The sequence below is a fragment of the Mesorhizobium sp. M0778 genome (assembly GCF_040320105.1).
GTDB lineage: Bacteria > Pseudomonadota > Alphaproteobacteria > Rhizobiales > Rhizobiaceae > Mesorhizobium.
This window is the reverse complement of the sequence record NZ_JAMYPA010000002.1, coordinates 290,667-308,780: the sequence shown is the minus strand read 5'-3', so window position 1 is coordinate 308,780 and position 18,114 is coordinate 290,667. Positions and strand designations below refer to the sequence as shown.

The 18,114-nt window shown below is 63.5% G+C and carries 16 protein-coding genes and 1 riboswitch; of the genes, 10 read left to right on the top strand and 6 right to left on the bottom strand.

What is annotated here, in order from left to right; genetic code table 11:
• Positions 1 to 98: 98 nt before the first annotated feature.
• A complete protein-coding gene (locus tag NKI22_RS05255) occupies positions 99 to 977 on the top strand; it encodes a cytochrome b/b6 domain-containing protein (protein ID WP_352814563.1) in 879 nt (292 codons plus the stop codon).
• Position 978: 1 nt separating this feature from the next.
• Entirely contained in the window at positions 979 to 1,788 is an 810-nt protein-coding gene (locus NKI22_RS05250) for a molybdopterin-binding protein (protein WP_352482180.1), read from the top strand.
• A gap of 23 nt (positions 1,789 to 1,811) precedes the next feature.
• On the opposite strand, the gene NKI22_RS05245 is transcribed toward NKI22_RS05250, so the two are convergent.
• Positions 1,812 to 2,414 carry a DUF3011 domain-containing protein gene (locus NKI22_RS05245; protein WP_352814564.1) on the bottom strand — a complete coding sequence of 201 codons (603 nt, stop codon included), beginning with the start codon at positions 2,412 to 2,414 and terminating at the stop codon, positions 1,812 to 1,814.
• Between the two features lie 86 nt (positions 2,415 to 2,500).
• Between NKI22_RS05245 and NKI22_RS05240 the strand changes: the two genes are divergently transcribed.
• Positions 2,501 to 3,331: a transporter substrate-binding domain-containing protein gene (locus NKI22_RS05240; RefSeq protein ID WP_352640640.1), complete on the top strand. Its 831-nt coding sequence runs from the start codon at positions 2,501 to 2,503 to the stop codon at positions 3,329 to 3,331.
• A gap of 12 nt (positions 3,332 to 3,343) precedes the next feature.
• On the opposite strand, the gene NKI22_RS05235 is transcribed toward NKI22_RS05240, so the two are convergent.
• Positions 3,344 to 4,342 carry a hypothetical protein gene (locus NKI22_RS05235; RefSeq protein WP_352814566.1) on the bottom strand — a complete coding sequence of 333 codons (999 nt, stop codon included), beginning with the start codon at positions 4,340 to 4,342 and terminating at the stop codon, positions 3,344 to 3,346.
• Positions 4,343 to 4,545: 203 nt separating this feature from the next.
• A riboswitch (glycine riboswitch) is annotated at positions 4,546 to 4,632 on the top strand.
• A gap of 148 nt (positions 4,633 to 4,780) precedes the next feature.
• On the opposite strand from NKI22_RS05235, the gene gcvT reads away from it, so the two are divergent.
• From gcvT to gcvP, 3 genes are read left to right on the top strand one after another with little or no spacing between them, the layout of a single operon-like run.
• Positions 4,781 to 5,881, top strand: coding sequence for a glycine cleavage system aminomethyltransferase GcvT (gene gcvT / locus NKI22_RS05230; protein WP_352640638.1), 1,101 nt, complete (start codon positions 4,781 to 4,783; stop codon positions 5,879 to 5,881).
• Positions 5,882 to 5,886: 5 nt separating this feature from the next.
• A complete protein-coding gene (gcvH, locus tag NKI22_RS05225; RefSeq protein ID WP_352482176.1) occupies positions 5,887 to 6,255 on the top strand; it encodes a glycine cleavage system protein GcvH in 369 nt (122 codons plus the stop codon).
• A 16-nt stretch (positions 6,256 to 6,271) separates the two neighbouring features.
• Positions 6,272 to 9,082 carry an aminomethyl-transferring glycine dehydrogenase gene (gene gcvP, locus NKI22_RS05220; RefSeq protein WP_352814568.1) on the top strand — a complete coding sequence of 937 codons (2,811 nt, stop codon included), beginning with the start codon at positions 6,272 to 6,274 and terminating at the stop codon, positions 9,080 to 9,082.
• 71 nt (positions 9,083 to 9,153) lie between these two features.
• Here the strand turns inward: gcvP and NKI22_RS05215 are convergent, their stop codons facing one another.
• Positions 9,154 to 10,323, bottom strand: coding sequence for a GGDEF domain-containing protein (locus NKI22_RS05215; protein ID WP_023720133.1), 1,170 nt, complete (start codon positions 10,321 to 10,323; stop codon positions 9,154 to 9,156).
• Between the two features lie 273 nt (positions 10,324 to 10,596).
• Here NKI22_RS05215 and parE point away from each other — a divergent pair, with 273 nt between their 5' ends.
• The gene (parE, locus tag NKI22_RS05210) at positions 10,597 to 12,645 is read left to right on the top strand and encodes a DNA topoisomerase IV subunit B (RefSeq protein WP_352640633.1); all 2,049 of its coding nucleotides are present in this window, start codon (positions 10,597 to 10,599) and stop codon (positions 12,643 to 12,645) included.
• 176 nt (positions 12,646 to 12,821) lie between these two features.
• Here the strand turns inward: parE and NKI22_RS05205 are convergent, their stop codons facing one another.
• Positions 12,822 to 13,943, bottom strand: coding sequence for a DUF2336 domain-containing protein (locus NKI22_RS05205; protein ID WP_352640631.1), 1,122 nt, complete (start codon positions 13,941 to 13,943; stop codon positions 12,822 to 12,824).
• A 110-nt stretch (positions 13,944 to 14,053) separates the two neighbouring features.
• Here NKI22_RS05205 and NKI22_RS05200 point away from each other — a divergent pair, with 110 nt between their 5' ends.
• Both NKI22_RS05200 and NKI22_RS05195 read left to right on the top strand, forming a co-directional pair.
• On the top strand, positions 14,054 to 14,545 hold the full coding sequence (locus NKI22_RS05200) for a MaoC family dehydratase (RefSeq protein ID WP_352640629.1): 492 nt from the start codon (positions 14,054 to 14,056) through the stop codon (positions 14,543 to 14,545).
• 3 nt (positions 14,546 to 14,548) lie between these two features.
• Positions 14,549 to 15,430, top strand: a complete 882-nt coding sequence (locus tag NKI22_RS05195; RefSeq protein ID WP_352640627.1) for an HpcH/HpaI aldolase/citrate lyase family protein — start codon at positions 14,549 to 14,551, stop codon at positions 15,428 to 15,430.
• Positions 15,431 to 15,450: 20 nt separating this feature from the next.
• On the opposite strand, the gene NKI22_RS05190 is transcribed toward NKI22_RS05195, so the two are convergent.
• The gene (locus NKI22_RS05190; RefSeq protein WP_352640625.1) at positions 15,451 to 16,035 is read right to left on the bottom strand and encodes a nitroreductase family protein; all 585 of its coding nucleotides are present in this window, start codon (positions 16,033 to 16,035) and stop codon (positions 15,451 to 15,453) included.
• A 157-nt stretch (positions 16,036 to 16,192) separates the two neighbouring features.
• Here NKI22_RS05190 and NKI22_RS05185 point away from each other — a divergent pair, with 157 nt between their 5' ends.
• Positions 16,193 to 17,158 carry an RgsD C-terminal domain-containing protein gene (locus tag NKI22_RS05185; RefSeq protein ID WP_023720140.1) on the top strand — a complete coding sequence of 322 codons (966 nt, stop codon included), beginning with the start codon at positions 16,193 to 16,195 and terminating at the stop codon, positions 17,156 to 17,158.
• Between the two features lie 12 nt (positions 17,159 to 17,170).
• On the opposite strand, the gene NKI22_RS05180 is transcribed toward NKI22_RS05185, so the two are convergent.
• The gene (locus NKI22_RS05180; RefSeq protein WP_352640623.1) at positions 17,171 to 18,109 is read right to left on the bottom strand and encodes a lysophospholipid acyltransferase family protein; all 939 of its coding nucleotides are present in this window, start codon (positions 18,107 to 18,109) and stop codon (positions 17,171 to 17,173) included.
• Positions 18,110 to 18,114 lie beyond the last annotated feature (5 nt).

The window sequence follows — 18,114 nt, the reverse complement described above, 5'->3', positions numbered from 1 at the left end:
ATCCGTGATCGGGTGAAACATCGCTTAAGCTGACGACGTATTGGGAGGAGAAGAGATCTGACAGGCCGCGGCGAACACGCGGCCGGAGGGAACACCAGATGGAATCGCTTGCCAGAAACCAAGCCGCCGGAGCAGATACCGCCGCGCCGAGCGATGCGACGCTGATCTATCGGCAGTCGCGCTGGACGCGGCTGACGCATTGGCTATGGGCGATCGCGCTGTTCTTCATGCTGCTTTCCGGTCTGCAAATATTTAACGCCCGCCCACAGCTCTACATCGGCAAGGAGTCGGGCTTTGGCTATAACAACACCATCTTCGCCATCGGCGCCGAGAACACGGTGACCGGCCCGCGCGGCTACACCGAGATCTTCGGCAAGCGCTTCGACACCACCGGCGTGCTCGGCTGGTCGGGTCCGGCCGGCCAGGAGACCTCCCGCGCCTTCCCGTCCTGGGCGACGATCCCTTCCTACTACGATCTCGGCACCGCGCGCGTCGTTCATTTCTTCTTCGCCTGGGTGCTGACCACCACGCTGCTGGTCTGGCTGGTCGCCAGTCTGATCAACGGCCATTTGCGGCGCGATCTTGCCCCGCGCCTCGATGATTTCAGGCGGCTGCCGCGAGACATTGTCGACCATGCCAGGTTCAGGTTCCACCACAGGCGCGAATACAACACCTTGCAGAAGATGGCCTATGGCGGCGTGCTGTTCGTGCTGCTGCCGCTGATGATCATCACCGGCCTGGCCATGTCGCCGAGCATGAACTCGGTGCTGCCATTCCTGAACGACCTGCTCGGCGGCCGGCAGACGGCGCGCACCATTCACTTCACGGTGATGCTGCTGCTCGTCGCCTTCTTCGTCATCCACATCCTGATGATCCTGGCCGCCGGCCCGATCAACGAGCTGCGTTCGATTATCACCGGCTGGTATCGAACCGACCCGCCGGCGAATGGCGACAAAGCACCCGAGAGGAGCGCCTGACATGGCGAAATTCGAGATCAGCCCCAAGCTACAGATAAGCCGAAGAAAGTTCCTGACCTCGGCCAGCCTCGGCCTTTCCGGCATCATGCTTTCGGGCTGCGACGCCTTCGACAGCCAGCTTGGCGTCGGCGACGGCCTGCGCAGCTTCCTCGAAAGCGCCAATGGGCTGACCTGGCGGGCGCAGCGGCTGCTTGCCGGCCGTGACGCGCTGGCGCCGGAGTTCACCGAGGCCGACATTCGCCAGCCGCAGCGGCCGAACGGCGTCACCGCGCCCGACGACGATTTCTACAAGGGCCTGCTCGCCAACGATTTCGCCGACTGGCGGCTGGAGGTTTCCGGCCTCGTCGAAAAACCGCTGTCGCTGAGCCGCGAGCAGCTGATGAACATGCCGAGCCGCACCCAGATCACCCGCCACGACTGCGTCGAGGGCTGGAGCTGCATTGCCAAATGGACCGGCACGCCACTGTCGCTGGTGCTCGACCAGGCGGTGGTCAAGCCGCAGGCGCGCTACGTCATGTTCCACTGCCTCGATACGATCGACCGCAGCCTTGCCGGCGATATCAAATATTACGGCTCGATCGACCTGATCGATGCCCGTCATCCGCAAACGATCCTTGCCTATGGGGTCAACGGCAAGCCGTTGCCGGTCGAGAACGGCGCGCCGCTACGCGTCCGCGTCGAGCGCCAGCTCGGCTACAAAATGCCGAAATATCTCACCAAGATCGAGCTGGTCGACGGCTTTGCCAATCTCGGCGGCGGCAGAGGCGGCTATTGGGAGGATAATGGCTACGACTGGTACGGCGGCATCTGACCGAAACCTGACCTAAGCCTCAGCTAACTGTCGTCGTCGCTGTCGTCGCCGTCGCTGCGCAGTGCCGGATTCAGGTCAGGATTGTCGTCAGGGGTAACAAGCTTCCCCAGCCCGTGCGGTCCTTGGTAGTTGCCGTGGGTATCGAAGTTGGGGTTGCCCTGATTGTCGAATTGCGGCGTCGGATCGATCGATTGGTCGTAACGGCGCGGGCGCGGCTTCGGATAGTAATTGTCGGAATGATGCCGATGCGAATTGCCGTTGTCGAGAATTGCGCCCACCACGCCGCCGACGATAATGGCTGCGGCGACGTCGCCAGCAGAGGGATTGCGGTTGGGGCCGGCGACTGCGAATTCGGCCGAGCAACCATTGTCGACCCAGATGCCGCCGCCGTCATAGCCCCAGCTTCTACCATATACGCAACGCGCCTTCGAAAGCCTCGAGGTCAACTGCACGCCACGTCGCGTATCGATCCCGCAATAGGAATAGCGGTAATCGGCGCTGGAGCAGACCATGCGTTTCGCCCCCGCAGCCTGCGCTGCCGTCGGCAGCAACGAAAGCTTCGCCGGGTTGCCCAGGATGCAAAGCAGGAACATCATCGAACTGCTAACCGCCATCCGTGCCGACATCGCAACTCTCCATCAGGGTCCGCTATCGACAGAATGGCACCTCTGTGTAAATCTGACAACCGGACGGGCTCAGCGAGGTTATATTAATGCGCGCTAAGATGATCGCCACAACTATACTTGCCCTTTCTGCCTGGTTGGCTTTGTCGCTGCTGCCAGCCCGGGCGGATGACAGCCTCAAGCGCATCATCGACCAGAAGACACTGACGGTCGGCGTGGCGCTCAACCCGCCATGGATCCTCAAGAAGGCCGACGGGAAGTTCGCCGGCTATGATGTCGACCTGACCAATGCGCTGGCGTCTGATCTCGGCGTCGACCTGAAGCTGGTCGAGGTGCATTGGAACGACCTCAAGACACGACTGCTCAAGGGTGATTTCGACATGATCGCGGCGGGCTACGCCAGCACGCCGGAACGCGCACGCGAGGTGGTGTTCTCCAACCAGACCGGTACCGCCGATATCCGCATGGTTGCGACGATCGCCAGCCTTGGGAAAAGGCCGGGAAAGGCAGTAGCGGCGCCGGGATACAAGATCGCCGTGTTGTCCAATTCCACCGATGAAGCCGCCGCGAAGGAAGCTTTTCCCAAGGCGACCATCCTGTCTTTCGACAATACCTCAGATGTTTTCGCCGCGATCATCGGCGGCGACGCACAGGCGATGGTCGCCACATCGCCAACGCCGCAAATGGCCGCCAGGCTCTATGACGCGAAATTGAAAATGGTGGGCGGTCCGCTGTTGCGGACGCCGGAGGCGTTTGCCATGCGGCCGGACGATGTCCGCCTCATCCAATACGTCAACAACTGGATCGGCGCGCGTACCGCTGACGGCACCATAGGCGGCGTGCGCCGCTACTGGTTCGGCAGCTTCAAATGGATGTCGCGGTTCGACACCGGCGCCAAGCCGGAACCTGCCAAGCAATAGGTTGGCGACCTGTTATGCGACCTTGTCGATCAGCGGCTTGAGCGCCGGGTGGATTTCCGGCGAGGCGTGCTTGATCAGCGTCAGCAACGCACGCTCGTTCTCCTGCAGCGGCCGGTCGCCGATGTGTTCAGCTAGCCATTTCGCCTCGCCGGCATCGACCGTCTCGGCGCGGCGGGCCAGTGCCTCGGCTGCGTTGTTCCTCGATTCCCATTCGGCCTCGACGTCGCCCGGTGAACGATAGGCCTCCATAATGCCGGACAGGCCACCCGACACCATGCGGCTGAAGAAACCGCCGATCTCCGGATCGGCCTGCTCGAAAAAAGCATCCCGGCGCAGCGCCACATCGCGCACCGGCGCTTCGTAGCCGGCCGAACACATGACGAAATTGGTGGTCGCCTTGACGAACAGATCGTTCCACGACGGATCATTGTCGCCCGCCACTGTCCGCTCGTTGATCTTGAACAGCACCTCGGCCTCGGCGCGGCTGATGGCGATGTTGCCATCGCCGCCATAGGCGTAAAGGATGCGGCGCAACAGCTCGACCTCAGCCTTGGCTATCGACCCAGGGATAAGCCTGCCGCCGGTCGTCAGCGGCCCCTTGCCATCCACGACCGCATGAGCGACCTGCTCCAGCGCATAGCCGGAAAGCGTGCTCGGCGATGATTTGGCAACTTCCAGCACGTGCACTAGCAGCTCGAGTTCGGTTCGGCTGTCAACCATGCCGTCGCGCGAAATCGCCCGGATCAGCCAGTCGGCATTGTCCTGGGAAACATAGCCGGCCGGCTGTTCCTGGTGGACGATGAAGTCGGTGACGGCCTCGACGAAAAACTCGAGCCATTCCGCGCATTTGTCCCTCGCCGTCGCGTCGAGCGCAAACAGCGCCTCGGCCTCGCCGCGCGTTACCACGCCGTCGCCGAACACTTCGCCGCGCAGCATGACCACGTCTTCCGCCGTGATCCGATTTTTCGAGGTCAGCCCGGCCACTGGCGCGCTCATGATCAATTCGCCCATTTTGTTCCCCGCCCGCCGCCGGCAATTGCCGGCCCTTATCCGGCATATCAGCAAGGTCTTGAGAAACCGGCAAGCGGCGTGGTTAGCGAAGGCTTGCCTGTAAAGAAGGCCCGCAGAAGACTGCCAGTAAAAATGTCGCTGGCAGGTGACAAGGTGTCGTCCACGGGCTATGGATGACGAGTCGAGGGCTCTTAACCGAGTCCTACCTGTTTGCGGGAGAGAGCAGCGAGAGCTGCCGCCGAAGGGGAAATCGCCCGAAATCTCTCAGGCAAAAGAACCGTAGACGGGAAAGACACTCTGGAAAGTCGGGGCTTGCCCCCGCGCCGAAGGTGTAAGCGCTGCCGACAGAGTTACGGGGCGCGAGTCTCTCAGGCTTCAGACAGAGGGGCACGGACTGGTCGCCATTCGCGACCGCTTGCGTGCGACTCTGGAGATGACATGACGGGCGACGACACCAAACACCTTCCCCTCGAAGATCTGCACATGGCAGCCGGTGCGCGCTTCGGCGCCTTCGCCGGCTGGTCGATGCCGCTGACCTATCCGGCCGGCGTGATGAAGGAGCATCTTCACAGCCGCGAGCATGCCGGCCTGTTCGACATCTCGCACATGAAGCTGTTCGAAATCAGCGGCCCGGGCGCAGCAGCGCTTCTGAACCGCGCCTGCCCGTTCGATGCCGGCGCGCTTCAGGTTTCCCAGTCCAAATACACGTTCTTCCTCAATGAGGCCGCCGGAATACTCGACGATCTGATCGTCACCAAGCTCGGCGTCGAGCGCTTCATGATGGTCGCCAATGCCGGCAACGCCGCCGCCGACGAAAAGCATCTGCGTGAACTTGCCGAGGATTTCGACGTGAAGGTGGACGCGCTCGACCGCGTCTTCCTGGCCATCCAGGGCCCCGAGGCATGGGCTGCCCTTTCCCGCGCCGGCATCGAGACCGGTTCGCTGGTGTTCATGCACGGCATCGAGCCGCGCGAAAACTGGTTCATGAGCCGGTCGGGCTATACCGGCGAAGACGGTTTCGAGATCGGCCTGCCGGAAGCGGACGCGCGAACCCTCGTCACCAGGTTGCTCGAGGACGAGCGAGTGATGTGGATCGGCCTTGCCGCCCGCGACAGCCTGCGGCTCGAAGCAGGACTGTGCCTGCACGGGCTGGACATCACGCCGGAGATCGATCCGGCGAGCGCCGGGCTGATGTGGGCCATCCCCAAGGAGGTTCGCGCCTCTGGCGCGTTCATCGGCGCCGATGCATTGCGCGCCATCCTGGAGCGCGGCCCGGCGCAAAAACGCGTCGGCCTGAAGCCGGACGGCCGCCAGCCGGTGCGCGCCGGTGCTGCCCTTTTCGACGCCGACGGCAACCCTGCCGGCCATGTCACCTCAGGCGGCTTCGGCCCCTCGGCCGGTCATCCGGTGGCAATGGGCTACGTCCGGACGCCGCTTGCCAAGCCCGGCACAAGACTGTTCGCCGATGTCCGCGGGACGAAAATCCCGGTCGACATCCACCCCTTGCCCTTCACGCCCCATCGCTACCGCAAAGGATGATTTCAATGGCAAAGACCTATTTCACCGAAGATCACGAATGGCTTCGCGTCGAGGGCGGCATCGCCACCGTCGGCATCACCGATTACGCGCAGCAGCAGCTCGGTGACCTCGTCTTCGTCGAACTGCCTGAGCCAGGGAAAAAGCTGGCCAAGGGCGATACGGCCGTGGTGGTCGAATCGGTCAAGGCGGCATCGGACGTCTACGCACCGGTCGACGGCGAGATCACCGAAGCCAACACCGCGCTGTCGGCCGATCCTTCGCTCGTCAATTCGGCGGCAACCGGCGACGGCTGGCTGTGGAAGATGAAGCTGGCCAATGAGAGCCAGCTCGACGGCCTCCTCGATGAAGCCGCTTACAAAGCCCATATTGGTTGATAGCAGGACCAGCAAGATGACCGCAGCACCCTACCCCTTCTCGGCTCGCCATATCGGCCCGGGCCTCCAAGACGTCAGAGCCATGCTGGCCACGATCGGCGTTCCCTCGGTCGAGACGCTGATCAGCCAGGCAGTGCCGAAGTCGATCCGGCTCGACCGTCCATTGGCCTTGCCCGCCGCTGCAAGCGAAGCGGAAGCGCTGACCGAGCTCGCGGCGACGATGGCAAAGAACACGGTGCTGAAGAGCTTCATCGGTACCGGCTATCATGGCGTCCACGTGCCGCCGGTGATCCAGCGCAACCTGTTCGAGAACCCGGCCTGGTATACGGCTTACACGCCTTACCAAGCCGAGATCAGCCAGGGCCGGCTGGAAATGCTGTTCAACTTCCAGACGCTGGTCACCGAGCTGACCGGCTTGCCGGTGGCGTCGGCCTCGCTGCTCGACGAGGCGACGGCGGTGGCCGAAGCGGTCGGCATTGCGCTGCGCCATCATCGCGACAAGCGCACCAAGGTGGCACTGGCCGGCACGCCGCACCCGCAGACGCTGGACGTCGTTCGCACCCGCGCCGAACCGCTCGGCATCGAGGTCGACGGCGAGGTGATCGACGACAACACCGCCGCCCTGCTGGTCTCCTGGCCCGATACATTCGGCGTCTATGGCAATCACAAGGCAGCGATCGACAAGGCCCGCGCTGCCGGCGCGCTGGTCGTCTTCATTGCCGATCCGTTGGGCCTGACGCTGACCGACGCGCCAGCCAGGCTTGGCGCCGACATCGCCGTCGGCCCGATGCAGCGTTTTGGCGTGCCGATAGGCTTTGGCGGGCCGCACGCCGCCTATTGCGCCGTGTCCGACAGGCTGACGCGGCTGATGCCCGGCCGGCTCGTTGGCCAGTCGACGGACAGCAAGGGCCGTCCCGGATATCGCCTGGCCTTGCAGACACGCGAGCAGCATATCCGCCGCGACAAGGCGACCTCCAACATCTGCACCGCACAGGCGCTGCTCGCCAACATGGCGACGGCCTATGCGATCTGGCATGGCCCTGCCGGGCTGCAGGCGATTGCCGGCCGCGTCCACACGCTGGCCAACCGCCTGGCTGCCGGCCTCAAGGCAGCAGGCGTTTCGGTGCTCGGCGGAAGCCGCTTCGACACGGTGACGGTGGAACTGAAGGGCAGAGCCGCCGCACTTGCCGCCGCCGCCGAGAAGACCGGCCGGCTGCTGCGTGTCATCGACGCCGACCATGTCGGCATCAGCTTTGACGAGACCTCCACCGAGGCCGATCTGGAGGCGATCGCAGCACTTTTCGGCACCAAGGCCGGCGTTGCCGCCGGCAGTTCCATGCCAGGAAAACCGCGCGGCAAGGAGTTCCTCACCCAGCCCGTCTTCCGCGAAAACCACTCGGAAACCGACATGATGCGCTTCTTGCGCCGGCTGTCCGACAAGGACCTGGCGCTCGACCGCGCCATGATCCCGCTCGGCTCCTGCACCATGAAGCTCAACGCCGCCGCCGAAATGATGCCGGTAAGCTGGCCCGATGTCGCCAACCTGCATCCCTTTGCCCCGGCGAGCCATTCGGTAGGCTATCGCGCCATGATCGACGAGCTGGAAGGCTGGCTGGCGGAGATCACCGGCTTCGACGCGGTGACCCTGCAGCCCAATGCCGGCAGCCAGGGCGAATATGCAGGGCTGCTCGCCATTCGCGGCTATCATTTGTCGCGTGGCGAAGGCCATCGCACCGTCTGCCTGATCCCGTCCTCGGCGCATGGCACCAATCCGGCAAGTGCGGCCATGGCCGGCATGAGTGTCGTCGTCGTGCGCTGCACCGAGGACGGCAATATCGACATGGAAGACTTGCAGGCCAAGGCGGCCGAGCATGCAAAAGACCTCGCGGCGCTGATGTTCACCTATCCTTCGACGCATGGTGTTTTCGAGGAAGGCGCGCGCGACCTCTGTACGCTCGTCCACAGCCATGGCGGCCAGGTCTATTTCGACGGCGCCAATCTCAACGCTCTGGTCGGCCTCGCCCGTCCCGGCGATATCGGTGCCGATGTCTGCCACATGAACCTGCACAAGACCTTCTGCATTCCACATGGCGGCGGCGGCCCCGGCGTCGGCCCGATCGGCGTCAAGGCGCATCTGAAGCCATATCTGCCCGGCCACGTCACCGAAGGCTCGGCCCATGCCGTGGCGGCGGCACCGTTCGGCAGCGCCTCGATCCTGCCGATCACCTGGATGTATATCCGCATGATGGGCGCTTCCGGCCTGAAGCAGGCGACCGAGACGGCGATCATCTCCGCCAACTACGTGGCGACGCGGCTTGGCGAGCATTTCCCCCTGCTTTACAAGGGGCGCAACGGACGCGTTGCGCATGAATGCATCCTCGACACCCGCGTGCTCAAGGACAGCGCCGGCATCAGCGTCGACGATATCGCCAAGCGGCTGATCGACTATGGCTTCCACGCGCCGACCATGTCGTTCCCGGTGGCCGGCACGCTGATGGTCGAGCCGACCGAATCCGAGCCCAAGCGCGAGCTGGATCGTTTCTGCGAAGCCATGATCGCCATAGCCGGCGAGGCAGCCAAGGTGGCGAAGGGCGAATGGCCCTTGGCCGACAATCCTCTGGTCAATGCGCCACATACCGCCGCCGAGGCGTTGGCCGGCCAGTGGACCCATCCCTATTCGCGCCTGGAAGCGGCCTACCCCGCCGGCGATGCCGATACGGCGGCAAAATACTGGCCACCGGTGTCACGCATCGACAACGTCGCTGGCGACCGCAACCTGGTCTGCTCCTGCCCGCCGCTGTCGGAATATCTGGGTGCGGCGGAGTAGACCATGATCCCGAAGAGTGGAATCCGGTTTTCGGACAAGATCATGGTCTAACAAGAAGATAGAAGCCTCAATCAGGCAGAACGCAAGGCCGGCCCGTCGGCCTTGCTCGCCCTGTCCCGGGCGATGACGCGATTTCGCCCGGCGCGCTTTGCCGCATAGAGCGCGGCGTCGGCTTCGGCCAGCACATCATCGAGACCGGTGCCGCTCGTCCCACCAAAGCCGATGCCGCCGCTGACTGTGCTTCGCAACGGACCAAGCTGGGTGGCCACGACTTCCGTACCGAAGGCGACGCTGATCTTGCTCGCAATGTCATAGGCCTTTTCTTCCGTCATCCGCGACATGACGAGCACGAATTCCTCGCCGCCCAGCCGGAAGGCGTCGACGCCGGTTCTGGCGTATTTCCTGATGACGGCGGCAAAGCGGCGCAGGACCTGGTCGCCGACCGGATGACCGAATACGTCGTTCGTCCTTTTGAAATGGTCGAGGTCGAACATGGCGACGGACATAAACGGACCGAAGACCCGCTCGCCGTAGAGTGCCGTTAACGCCCGCCGGTTCATCAGCCCGGTCAATGGATCGGTCATCGTCTCGGCCTTCAATTCGATCTGCGCCTGCAAATGGTGCAGGGAGAGCGTTAATGCGCCAAGCCCGGTCATGCAGGCGACGGCTACGACGGAATTCACCCGCTCGGCCCAATTGTCCGGTGCTACGCCGAGCACCCACTGGCCCTTGACCAGCAGGACCGCGCCGCAAAGTCCGAACGACAGCGCACAGACGCCGCTCAGGAACGATACGACCAGCAATATCCGGCGATCATGACCACCCTCAATCCAGAACATCGCCCCGATAAGCGAGAGTAGCGCCGTTACCGTCGCGTAGGTGACAATGAAGCCGACACCATCAAACCCGAGATACGTCGCGCCCGCGCAAACAGCCATCGCAGCCAAGGTCGGCAAGATGGCGCGCCTATAGTCGCGCATGCTGAGATATTGCATGGCCGACAGGCAGATAATCAGGAAGCCGAGGCTGAGAAGAGCAAGCACGATCTGGCAAAGCCAGGGGCTTGGATCTCTTGTGTAATGCCAAAACAAGACCACATGTGCGACGAGCACGAGAATGCCGCACGCCACCGTCAGCACAAAGCGTGCCTGTGGCGCGGTGAACCAGATCGCAAACATGGTGATGCTGAGGCACGTGCCCGACAGCGCCGCTGCGAGCAGGAGCGAACTGTAATCCAACATGCTTAAGCGACAGCCTCTTGAGGGTTTCGCTGCATTCTAGGTCAGCGACAGTCCGCGGATATCGTTTTTCAGCCAACCTTGCGGCGTAACCTTCGGACAAGGTTTACAAAGCGTCGATGCTCCAAGCTTCGACCCCATTTCCGCCGCTTGGTTGTCGAATGGTTTTGCAGTAAGAGGCTCTATCCTCGAACGTAACAGGAACCTCCGTCGCCTGCCCGCAAAAAGCGTGGCAGTATCGGGTGGTGATTCGCAGCATCGGAATCCAGGACCGGCATGGACGACAATAACGATCTTTTCGGCAATTTGGGCAAGCAGCCGCAACCGGCTCGCGCCGCGCGCCCGGCCGACCCGCTGGTGCAGGCGGCGAAGCGGCCGGCGCCCCGCGATGCCAGCGAGAGCTATAGTGCCGCCGATATCGAGGTGCTGGAGGGGCTGGAGCCGGTGCGCCGCCGCCCGGGCATGTACATTGGCGGCACCGACGACAAGGCGATGCACCATCTGTTCGCCGAGGTCATCGACAATTCGATGGACGAGGCGGTCGCCGGCCATGCTACCTTCATCGATGTCGAGCTTTCCGCCGACGGATACCTGTCTGTAACCGACAACGGCCGCGGCATTCCGGTCGATCCGCACCCGAAATTCAAGAAGCCGGCGCTCGAACTCATCATGACCACGCTGCATTCAGGCGGCAAGTTCGACAGCAAGGTCTACGAGACCTCGGGAGGCCTGCACGGTGTCGGCGTTTCCGTGGTCAACGCGCTGTCCGACCATCTCGAGGTCGAGGTTGCGATTGGGCGCAAGCTCTATCGCCAGCGCTTCTCGCGAGGCGTTCCGGTGACCGGCCTGGAGCAGCTCGGCGAGGTGCACAACCGGCGCGGCACGAAGATCCGCTTCCATCCAGACGAGCAGATTTTCGGCAAGGGTGCTGCGTTCGAGCCGGCGCGGCTCTACCGCATGGCGCGGTCAAAAGCCTATCTGTTCGGCGGTGTCGAAATCCGCTGGACCTGCGATCCCTCGCTGATCAAGGAAAAGGACACGACGCCGGCCAAGGCAGAATTCCATTTTCCGGGCGGCCTCAAGGACTATCTGAAAGCCTCGCTCGGCGACGAATTCCAGGTGACCCGTGAAATGTTCGCCGGCAAGAGCGAGAAGCAGGGCGGCCACGGTTCGCTCGAATGGGCGGTGACCTGGTTCGGCGGCGACGGCTTTATAAATTCCTATTGCAACACCATTCCGACCGCGGAAGGCGGCACGCATGAGGCCGGCTTCCGCAACGTTCTGACGCGCGGCTTGCGCGCCTATGCCGACCTGGTCGGCAACAAGCGCGCTTCGATCGTCACATCCGAAGATGTGATGATCTCGGCGGCGGGCATGCTGTCGGTGTTCATCCGCGAACCGGAATTCGTCGGCCAGACCAAGGACAGGCTGGCGACGATCGAGGCCATTCGCATCGTCGAAAGCGCCATCCGCGACCCGTTCGACCACTGGCTGGCCGACAATCCGCAGGAAGCTTCGAAACTGCTCGAATGGGTGATCGCGCGTGCCGACGAGCGGGTGCGCCGCCGCCAGGAAAAGGAAGTGTCGCGCAAGAGCGCCGTGCGCAAGCTGCGCCTGCCCGGCAAGCTCGCCGATTGCACGCAGAATGCAGCGGCCGGCGCCGAGCTCTTCATCGTCGAGGGCGATTCGGCCGGTGGCTCGGCGAAGCAGGCGCGCGACCGCGCCAGCCAGGCGGTGCTGCCGCTCCGCGGCAAGATCCTCAACGTCGCCAGCGCCGGCAACGACAAGCTGGCCGGCAACCAGCAGATAGCCGACCTGATCCAGGCCTTGGGCTGCGGCACGCGCTCGAGATACCGCGACGAGGACCTGCGTTACGACCGGGTCATCATCATGACCGACGCCGACGTCGATGGCGCCCATATCGCTTCGCTGCTGATCACCTTCTTCTACCAGGAGATGCCGAGCCTGGTCCGCGGCGGCCATCTCTATCTGGCGGTGCCGCCGCTCTACTCGATCCGGCAAGGCGGCAAGGTTGCCTATGCCCGCGACGATGCGCACAAGGACGAACTTCTGCGCACCGAATTCACCGGGCGCGGCAAAGTCGAAATCGGCCGCTTCAAGGGGCTGGGCGAAATGATGGCCGCCCAGCTCAAAGAAACCACCATGGACCCGAGAAAGCGCACGCTGCTCAGGGTGGACGTCATCGACGCCGAGGCGGCGACCAAGGATGCGGTCGACGCACTTATGGGCACCAAGCCCGAGGCCCGCTTCCGCTTCATCCAGGAACGCGCGGAATTCGCCGCGACGGAAGTGCTGGATATCTGAGCGTCTTCTGCTAGGCGAGCCGCGGACGGCGGCTGTCACTGTGCGCAAGACTTTTCCGGATTTTTGGCGAAGGATGAGGCCTGGAACGGTTCAGCGTTTCACGGAAACGCCGAACCGCTCAGTTTTTTATTTTGACGCAAGTCGGAAAACCGTTTCACACTTTTCCTGGAATTGCTTTAGGCAGCCGCGATCGCCAGCGCGTGCCCGCGTGCGTTCTCGCGCAGCGCGTCGAGATGGATCGATCTGACCAGCCCGGCGAGATCGCCTTCGGCGGACTGTCCGCCCAATTCCTTCAGCATCAGCCAACTGACTTCCTGGACGCCGGCGAGGCGTTTGCCATTGGCGACCTCACGCCAGACCTTCAGCGCGCGCAGGATGATGGCGTGGGTGGCAGCGGCAAGCCCGGCGCTGCGGAACAGTGCCTGCAACGCTATGTCATGCCCGCCGGCCAGCAGTGCCCTCACCCGTTGTTCGGACTGCTGGCTGAGCGCGACCAGCGCCGAGCCAAAGAAGTCGACCTTGCCGTGCGCGATGGTGCGGATGACGAAGCTTGCGGTCAGGTCGCCGCGCAGGCGCAGATGTTCGACAAGTGCGGTATGTTCCTCCGCCCGCGTGCCTTCGATCAGCGTCACCGAAGCCTTGACGCAAGCATCGCGCGTGATGCGCTCGGCCCTGGCGGCGCCCATCAGCGCCAGCACCAATGGCGACCCCTTGAGCATCTCCCCTAGCTTGACCAGCAGCATATGCCGGCAGTCGGCGGGCAGCCGGGTGTCGGCGATCAGCGCCTCGCGCACCAGAGGCAGATGGCCGTGACGCTCGGCCATGCGGCGAAAGCTGACGGATGCGATGTCGGCGCCGCTATTGGCGAGCAGCGTGGTGCAGGCTTCCGGCTCACCGACCTCGGCGATCGCTGCCGCAACCGACATCGAGACGCGCGGCCGGTCGGCGATCACCTTCTGCGTCGCTTTCTGGCCGCCGGCAACCCGATCAATCAGGTCGGAATCGGTAAGCAGCGGCGAGCGCGCCAGTACCAAAGCGGCCACCTCGGGCTGGTCCGAAGCCAGCGCGCTGACGATCTGCGGCGGCGCATGATGGCTCAGAGAAAGCGCATCGGCGATCGCCAGCCGCACCTTCGACGATGCGTCATCGAGCAGCAACGTCAGCGCCGCCTCGGCAGCGCAGCGGTCCTCGAAAGGCAGGTCCGAGTCGACATAGGCGCGAGCCAGCGCGCTTGCCGCCGCAGCACGCTCCGACACCTTTGCCGTGTGGATCCATTTCAGGAAATGCGAAACGACCATGTCGCCTGCTTACGCCCTTTGCCAGAACGCTTCTGGCGCCTGTCGGGACCGTAGGCACAAATGGTTTACGAACGGTTCACCATGTTCGTTAACTGGCTTGCGGGCGCGATATGCAACGCCTATCAACCCTTAAGCAGCGGAGGAGATCGACCATGGCCGGGCTTTATCTTGAGGAGTTCGCTGTCGGCCAAGTGTTCAAGCACACGCTGCGCAAAACCGTGACCGAAAGCGACAATATGCTGTTTTCGGTGATGACGCTGAACCCGCAGCCGCTGCACATCGATTTCGACTTCGCCGCCAAGAGCGAATGGGGCAAGCCGCTGGTCAATTCGCTGTTCACGCTTGGCCTGATGATCGGCATCTCGGTCAACGATATCACCGTCGGCACCACCATCGCTAATCTCGGCATGAGGGAGACGGTGTTTCCACATCCCGTCTTCCATGGCGACACGATTCGCGTCGAGACCACTGTCGTCTCGGTGCGCGAATCCAGGTCGAAACAGGACCGCGGTATCGTCGAGTTCGAGCACCGCGCCTATAACCAGAGCGACGTGCTGGTTGCCAGATGCACGAGGCAAGCCATGATGATGAAAAAGGCATAGCCGATGCGTTCCCTGCTCTTCGTTCCCGGCGATTCGGAAAAGAAGCTGCAAAAGGGCTTTGGCGTGGGCGCCGACATGGTCATCGTCGATCTCGAGGATTCGATTGCCTCGCAAAACAAGGGGCTGGCGCGCGACACAGCGGCGCGTTTCCTCGCCGGGCACAGGCACCGAACCAACTCCGCGATCTATGTGCGCGTCAATGACCTTTCGACCGGACTGACCGACGACGATCTGGCGGCGCTCGTGCCAGTGAAGCCCGACGGCATCATGCTGCCTAAGTCGAACAGCGGACTGGATGTCCAGCATCTCTCGGCCAAGCTCAGGGTGCACGAAGCTGAAAGCGGCCTGCCGGATGGCGCGATAAAAATCCTGCCGATCATCACAGAAACGGCCGCCGGCGTTCTGGCCGCCGCGACCTACGCCAAGGCAAGCGCGCGGCTTGTCGGCGTCACCTGGGGCGCGGAAGATCTGTCGGCGGCAATCGGCGCGCGCTCGACGCGCGACGCGAATGGCCGCTACACGGATGTATTCCGCTTCGCCCGCACCATGACCCTGCTTGCCGCGAGTGCCGCGGAAGTCGCGGCGATCGACACAGTCTTTCCGGATTTTCGCGACATGGCCGGCTTCGAGGCCGAATGCGCCCAGGCCGAGCGCGACGGCTTCACCGGCAAGATGGCGATCCATCCGGCGCAGGTGCCGGTCATCAACGCCGCCTTCACGCCTTCGGCGCAAGCGGTGAAAAGCGCCCGGGCGATCGTCGAGGCATTCAAGGCGGCGGGAAACCCCGGCGTCGTCGGCATCGACGGCAAGATGTACGACCGGCCGCATCTCAAGCTCGCCGAGCGGCTCCTGGCTCGAGCCAGGGCAGCTGGGCTTGACGCTTAGGGTCTGCCCCGCGTCGAAAATTACCCCACCCACGGCCCCGAATAGTCGGCATAGAGCTTTGCCGGATCGGGGCGTGGCCGCTCCGGTGCCGGCCCCTGATAGGAGCCGATATGGACAAAACCGACGACCCGCTCATGCGGCGCCAGACCGAGGATCGCCCTGCCCTCTGGCACGTCGGAATACCAGTTGCTGATCATGTTGGTGCCGTAGCCCAGTGCATTGGCGGCAAGCATCAGGTTCATCGCCGCCATGCCGCCGGACAGGAACATCTCCCATTGCGGGATCTTTGGATTTTCCCTGGGGATCGAGATCACGCCGATGACCAGCGGCGCCCGCGAAAAGCGTGCCAATTCCTGGTTGCGGCGGCCTTCCGGCAACGGCCCTTCGCGCTGTTCGGCAAGTGCTGCCAGCTTTTTGCCGATCTCGACGCGAGCCTCGCCGCGATAGAGGATGAAACGCCAAGGCTCCAGCCGGCCATGATCCGGCACCCGCGAGGCGGCGGCGATCATCGTCGCGATCTCCGCATCGCCCGGTGCCGGCTCTTTCAAATCCGGGATCGGCGCGGAATTTCGGGTCAGCAGAAAATCGATGATCGGCGACGCCATGGGCGCAAGTCTCCTGGAATTTGAGCTGAAGCGCGCCATCGGGATATCGGGCGGCTCGGGGCATTGGCGCGACGCGCCGGACAAAGAGCCCTCTAGCAGAAGCCGACCGGACTCTTAAGCCTTGAAATTGCCACCGCATTGGGCTTCAACGCAAGGCATGTTTGAGGGGACATTGCGTCTTTTCCTGATATGGCTCGCTGCCGCACTGTTGATGGTGCCGGTTTCGCTTGCCGCCGCCCAGAATGTAGACGGCCTCAGTGATCTGAAACTTCCCGGAATTTCGGGCTATGCGCCTCCGAAAAGCGAGACATCGCTGGCATTGGGCAGCAGCGGGGCGATCACGCTGTCGGCGCAATTGACCGACAAGGGTGCCGACATCACGCGCGGCATCGTCTGGCGCGTCTTCAAGCCCGAATCGGCCAGCGACGGCAAGCTGCCGATGGTCGCCTCCGCTCATGGCGGCACCGCCGTATTCCAGCTCGAGCCGGGTTCCTATCTGGTCCATGCCTCCTACGGGCGGGCCGGCGCCACCAAGCGCATCACCGTCGGCAAGGAAGCCAAGCGTGAGAGCCTCGTGCTCGATGCCGGCGGCCTCAAGCTTGATGCCGTGCTGTCGGGAGGGGTGCGCATACCGCCGAAGAAGCTGCGCTTCTCGATTTATGAGAGCCACGCCGCGGCCGATGGCGATCGCGCGCTGATCATACCCGATGTCGAGCCGAACAGCGTCGTGCGGCTCAATGCCGGCACCTACCACGTTGTTTCGACCTATGGCGCTGTGAACGCGGTCATCCGCTCCGACATCCGCGTCGAGGCCGGCAAGCTGACCGAAGCGACGGTCGAGCATCGTGCCGCCGAGATGACCATGAAGCTGGTGCGCGAGCCGGGCGGCGAGGCGATCGCCGACACCTCCTGGTCGCTGCTGAACGAGTCCGGCGACCCGATCAAGGAGACCGTCGGCGCCTTTGCCTCGATGGTGCTGGCCGAGGGCGACTACACCATCATCGCCAAAAACCGCGACCGCATCTACCAGAAGGATTTTACGGTGGTGGCCGGACACAATCAGGACATCGAAGTCCTGGCAACCGAAGCTTCGGCCATCGATTCCGAGGAAGGCGCCGACTAAGCCGCGCCCCCTCTAGGCTGCTTTGCGCATGCGTCGCGCCAGCAACGGCACGCGGCCAGTCGTCTCGGCCGGCGCCAGATCGAAGACGCCGCGCTGAAGGCGGTCGAGCAAGGCCTTGCGGTCTCGCAGCGGCTCCAGTTCGTCCCACCCCAGCACGTCGCCGACGCGCACGTCGATCGATTTGCCGGAGAGCCGCGCAAATTCACGGATGAGCAGCGATGTGCGCAGTGTCAGCGAGGCCTTGCCGACGAATTTCGCCACACGCCCGTCGCGTTCGGCCATGTTCATCGGTCCGCTGACCAGATGGAACAGCCGGCCGTTCTGGCCCGAAAAATGCAATGGGATGACCGACGCCTTTGCGTCCTGAACGAGACGGGCCGGAAACACCTTCCACGGCAGATCGCGTGCCCGGCCAAACCCCTTCGGCGCGGTGGCGACACCTCCCGCCGGAAAGACGACGATGGTGACGCCCTCCTTGAGCAGCCGCACCGCTTCATGGCGGACCGCCATGTTGTTCTTCAGCGCGTCCTTGGTCTCGGAAAAGTCGATCGGCAGCGAATAGGGCTCCATCTCGCGGATCTTGAGCAGATCCTTGTGGATCATGACGCGGAACGGTCGGCCGAGCTGCTCCGCCAGCGACAACACGGCAATACCGTCGCCGATGCCGAACGGATGGTTGGCAACAATCACCAGCGGCGTGTCGGGCAGGTTTGCCGGCGGCCATTGACCGGCGGTCCGCACCCGGACGTCGATCAGCTCCAGCATGCGGCCGAACACGCGCTCGCCGTTCGGCACCACTTGCCGGCGCCAGAAATCATAGAGTGCGGCGAAGCGATCACGTCCCGACAGGCCTTCGACCGAGTGGATGAACCAGCGCGTCAGCGCCGGCTGATGCGGACCGGCATAGGAGAGCTCGGGAAACGGTCTTTCGCGCATCTTCAGCTTGAGCATGGGGC

What these genes read in the sequence shown, in the direction of transcription:
- NKI22_RS05255 (WP_352814563.1), top strand. Translation starts at nt 99, where the DNA reads ATGGAATCGCTTGCCAGAAACCAAGCCGCCGGAGCAGATACCGCCGCG.
- NKI22_RS05250 (WP_352482180.1), top strand. Translation starts at nt 979, where the DNA reads ATGGCGAAATTCGAGATCAGCCCCAAGCTACAGATAAGCCGAAGAAAG.
- NKI22_RS05245 (WP_352814564.1), bottom strand. Translation starts at nt 2,414, where the DNA reads ATGTCGGCACGGATGGCGGTTAGCAGTTCGATGATGTTCCTGCTTTGC.
- NKI22_RS05240 (WP_352640640.1), top strand. Translation starts at nt 2,501, where the DNA reads ATGCGCGCTAAGATGATCGCCACAACTATACTTGCCCTTTCTGCCTGG.
- NKI22_RS05235 (WP_352814566.1), bottom strand. Translation starts at nt 4,342, where the DNA reads ATGGGCGAATTGATCATGAGCGCGCCAGTGGCCGGGCTGACCTCGAAA.
- gcvT (WP_352640638.1), top strand. Translation starts at nt 4,781, where the DNA reads ATGACGGGCGACGACACCAAACACCTTCCCCTCGAAGATCTGCACATG.
- gcvH (WP_352482176.1), top strand. Translation starts at nt 5,887, where the DNA reads ATGGCAAAGACCTATTTCACCGAAGATCACGAATGGCTTCGCGTCGAG.
- gcvP (WP_352814568.1), top strand. Translation starts at nt 6,272, where the DNA reads ATGACCGCAGCACCCTACCCCTTCTCGGCTCGCCATATCGGCCCGGGC.
- NKI22_RS05215 (WP_023720133.1), bottom strand. Translation starts at nt 10,323, where the DNA reads ATGTTGGATTACAGTTCGCTCCTGCTCGCAGCGGCGCTGTCGGGCACG.
- parE (WP_352640633.1), top strand. Translation starts at nt 10,597, where the DNA reads ATGGACGACAATAACGATCTTTTCGGCAATTTGGGCAAGCAGCCGCAA.
- NKI22_RS05205 (WP_352640631.1), bottom strand. Translation starts at nt 13,943, where the DNA reads ATGGTCGTTTCGCATTTCCTGAAATGGATCCACACGGCAAAGGTGTCG.
- NKI22_RS05200 (WP_352640629.1), top strand. Translation starts at nt 14,054, where the DNA reads ATGCAACGCCTATCAACCCTTAAGCAGCGGAGGAGATCGACCATGGCC.
- NKI22_RS05195 (WP_352640627.1), top strand. Translation starts at nt 14,549, where the DNA reads ATGCGTTCCCTGCTCTTCGTTCCCGGCGATTCGGAAAAGAAGCTGCAA.
- NKI22_RS05190 (WP_352640625.1), bottom strand. Translation starts at nt 16,035, where the DNA reads ATGGCGTCGCCGATCATCGATTTTCTGCTGACCCGAAATTCCGCGCCG.
- NKI22_RS05185 (WP_023720140.1), top strand. Translation starts at nt 16,193, where the DNA reads ATGTTTGAGGGGACATTGCGTCTTTTCCTGATATGGCTCGCTGCCGCA.
- NKI22_RS05180 (WP_352640623.1), bottom strand. Translation starts at nt 18,109, where the DNA reads ATGCTCAAGCTGAAGATGCGCGAAAGACCGTTTCCCGAGCTCTCCTAT.